General features: G+C 62.0%; 3 protein-coding genes. 2 read left to right on the forward strand and 1 reads right to left on the reverse strand.

What is annotated here, in order from left to right; genetic code table 11:
* Both MPRO_RS02765 and MPRO_RS02770 read left to right on the forward strand, forming a co-directional pair.
* Window positions 1–736: phage tail sheath family protein (locus MPRO_RS02765; RefSeq protein ID WP_162492529.1), on the forward strand; the 736-nt coding region annotated here is incomplete at its 5' end.
* 14 nt (window positions 737–750) lie between these two features.
* Window positions 751–1,179, forward strand: a complete 429-nt coding sequence (locus MPRO_RS02770) for a phage tail protein (RefSeq protein WP_067286641.1) — start codon at window positions 751–753, stop codon at window positions 1,177–1,179.
* Between the two features lie 988 nt (window positions 1,180–2,167).
* Here the strand turns inward: MPRO_RS02770 and MPRO_RS26130 are convergent.
* Window positions 2,168–2,465 (reverse strand): hypothetical protein (locus MPRO_RS26130; protein ID WP_216821219.1); only part of this gene is annotated, 298 nt, incomplete at its 5' end.

A 2,465-nucleotide genomic window follows, 5' to 3' on the forward strand; every position in this document is an offset into this window, starting at 1 on the left:
GGGCGAAACAGCACCGCGTCGCAGGGGTGGCCAGGCGGCCGTGGGACTGCGTCCTCGCAACAGTGACCGGGGCTTCGGTGCATTTTACTTTCCCTGGATCAGGGCGCGCGACCCGCTGCGTGCTGGCTCCATCGTCAATACGCCACCCTCCGGCCATCTCGCCGGGCTCTATGCACAGACGGACAGTACCCGTGGCGTGCACAAGGCACCGGCAAATGTCGGTGTGCGAGGGGCGCTGGGCCTGACGTACCAGGTGACGCGTGAGGAGCAGGGGGAACTCAATACTAAGGGTGTGAACTGCATCCGCTTCTTCCCTGATTCCGGTATCAGGGTTTGGGGTGCCCGTACCCTTGCGGAGGAATCCAGCGAGTGGCGCTACATCAACGTGAGACGGCTGTTCAACATGATTGAGGAATCCATCGCAGGCGGCACCCGCTGGACGGTATTTGAACCCAACGATGAGCGCACCTGGAAGTCGGTGGAACGCGACATTCGGGCGTTTCTTACTTTGTTATGGCGTGACGGTGCGCTCAAGGGCAGGACCCCGGAACAGGCTTTCTTCGTCAAATGTGACGCCGAAACAAACCCGACTGAGGTTATCGATGCCGGCCGGCTGATCACAGAGATCGGTATAGCGCCGGTAAAACCCGCCGAGTTCATCATCTTCCGTATCGGCCAGTGGGCCGGGGGCGGTGAGACTGAACAAGCCGCCAATGCCGAAGAAAGCGCTGAATAATAAGGAACGAAATCATGCCAGAATCTGAAATTTTTCGCGCATACAACTTTGTGGTCGACATTCAGGGTGTAGGGTCGGGTTATTTCTCAGAGGTGAGTGGCCTTGGCGTCTCAGTGGAGACAATCGAGTATCGAGAAGGCGGCGGTGCACCGGCGGTGCGAAAACTGCCCGGTCGGGTCAGTTACGACGATGTGATCCTGAAGTGGGGCATGAGCGAATCACGGGAACTCTGGGATTGGCTGATGGCGACGACCGAAGGAAATTTTGAGCGTCGCGACGCATCAGTGGTGCTGCTCAAACCGGATGGTCAGCAGGAAGATGCGCGCTGGAATCTGTACAACATTTATCCGTCAGGCTGGCGTGGCGCACGGCTGGACGCTATGGGTAATCAGGTGGCAATTGAAACTCTGACGCTGGTTATTGAGCGTTTGGAGCGGGCTTAACCATGGATTTGAGCCAGCGTGTAAAAAGAGTACTCGTGCAACTGGCGCGTGCGCTGCAGTTTCGGGTCGGGCGCCTGGCCGATCGCCTGGACGCCAGCAGCCGCCTGACCGCTGAGCCAGTGGAAGAACCCGGTATGGAAGACGAGGCCCCGCGGGCGTCAGATAACGGCCTGGGCACGGGCGGACCTCCGGCGCACTGGGTGAACCTTGTACGTCTCCATGCACCTCAATTGTTGCGCCCTGCTTCAACCGGATATCCGCTGCCGGCAATGACTGCGGCCTCGACGCAGGAGCAGCAACTACCTGTAACAGCCATGGCTGGCGGGAGTCAGCTCCGGGGGAGCGCTGATGATGATTTCCCCCAGACGTCGCAACGGGAGCTGCCGGAGCACAGAGCAGCGTCGCCAATTCGTCAGCCCACTTCAAGGCGCGATTCAAGACAGGAAGCAGAACGTGACGCAGGACAGCGCCCAGGGGCTGAACGTGGCCGTGCTTTACCGCCGCTAATTGCGGACTATTCATCAGCACCCAGTGAAGCCGTTATGTTCCGCAAGCCTCACCTCAAGGTACAGCCCTGTGCTTCTCCTGTGCTGGGGTGCGGTGTGCGGCCGCCGCTGTCGGCGAGTCAGACAAGCCCGCCTCGCTCTACTCAAGCGGCAGCGGCAAAGAGGCAGTCCACGCAGTCTGAGTTGGGCCAGTGGGTAGCAGGCGGCCGGCCACAAGCCCAGGCTGCGGCAGCTGCATCACCCACTGGGGCAAGGGTATTAGGTGAGCCGAATGACGGGCTCGAGGCTCTGCCGCTGTGGCCTTTCACATCTTGGCCATCGGTCTTGCCAGCAGGCGGCCGGCCTGTCCCAAACAATGAGGCGCCTGGTGCGCCACCGGACGGGTTGAGCAGGATTCCTTACAGGGGCGCGGATCATGTGATGTGCACTGAGCCGCAGGGGCCAGTGGGCCATTCGGCTGATGCGGGAGCTTCGCAGGTGGCTCAGCCGTCAGCCGCCGGGGCGCCGATTGCCTCCGAACGGCCATTTTCACTGGCCGTGGAAGGCTCTGCCAGAACGCGGGCGCGGGCATGCGACGCAGAGGCGCCAGTGGTGAACGAGGTGCCAGCAGTACAGCAGACAGCGGCGTTCGTCAGTGAGGCATACAGCCGGCCCGCTGTTTCTGTGCCGCTCTGGCCGCGGTTAGCTGACGAGTCGGATTCAGTCACCGAGCCCCGGGCGGGAAAACCGACCCCCTGGCCCCGCTCCCCCGACCAACCCCCCGGGCCGCCCGGCCCCCTC

Source organism: Marinobacterium profundum (assembly GCF_001528745.1).
In the GTDB taxonomy this organism is placed as follows: domain Bacteria; phylum Pseudomonadota; class Gammaproteobacteria; order Pseudomonadales; family Balneatricaceae; genus Marinobacterium_A; species Marinobacterium_A profundum.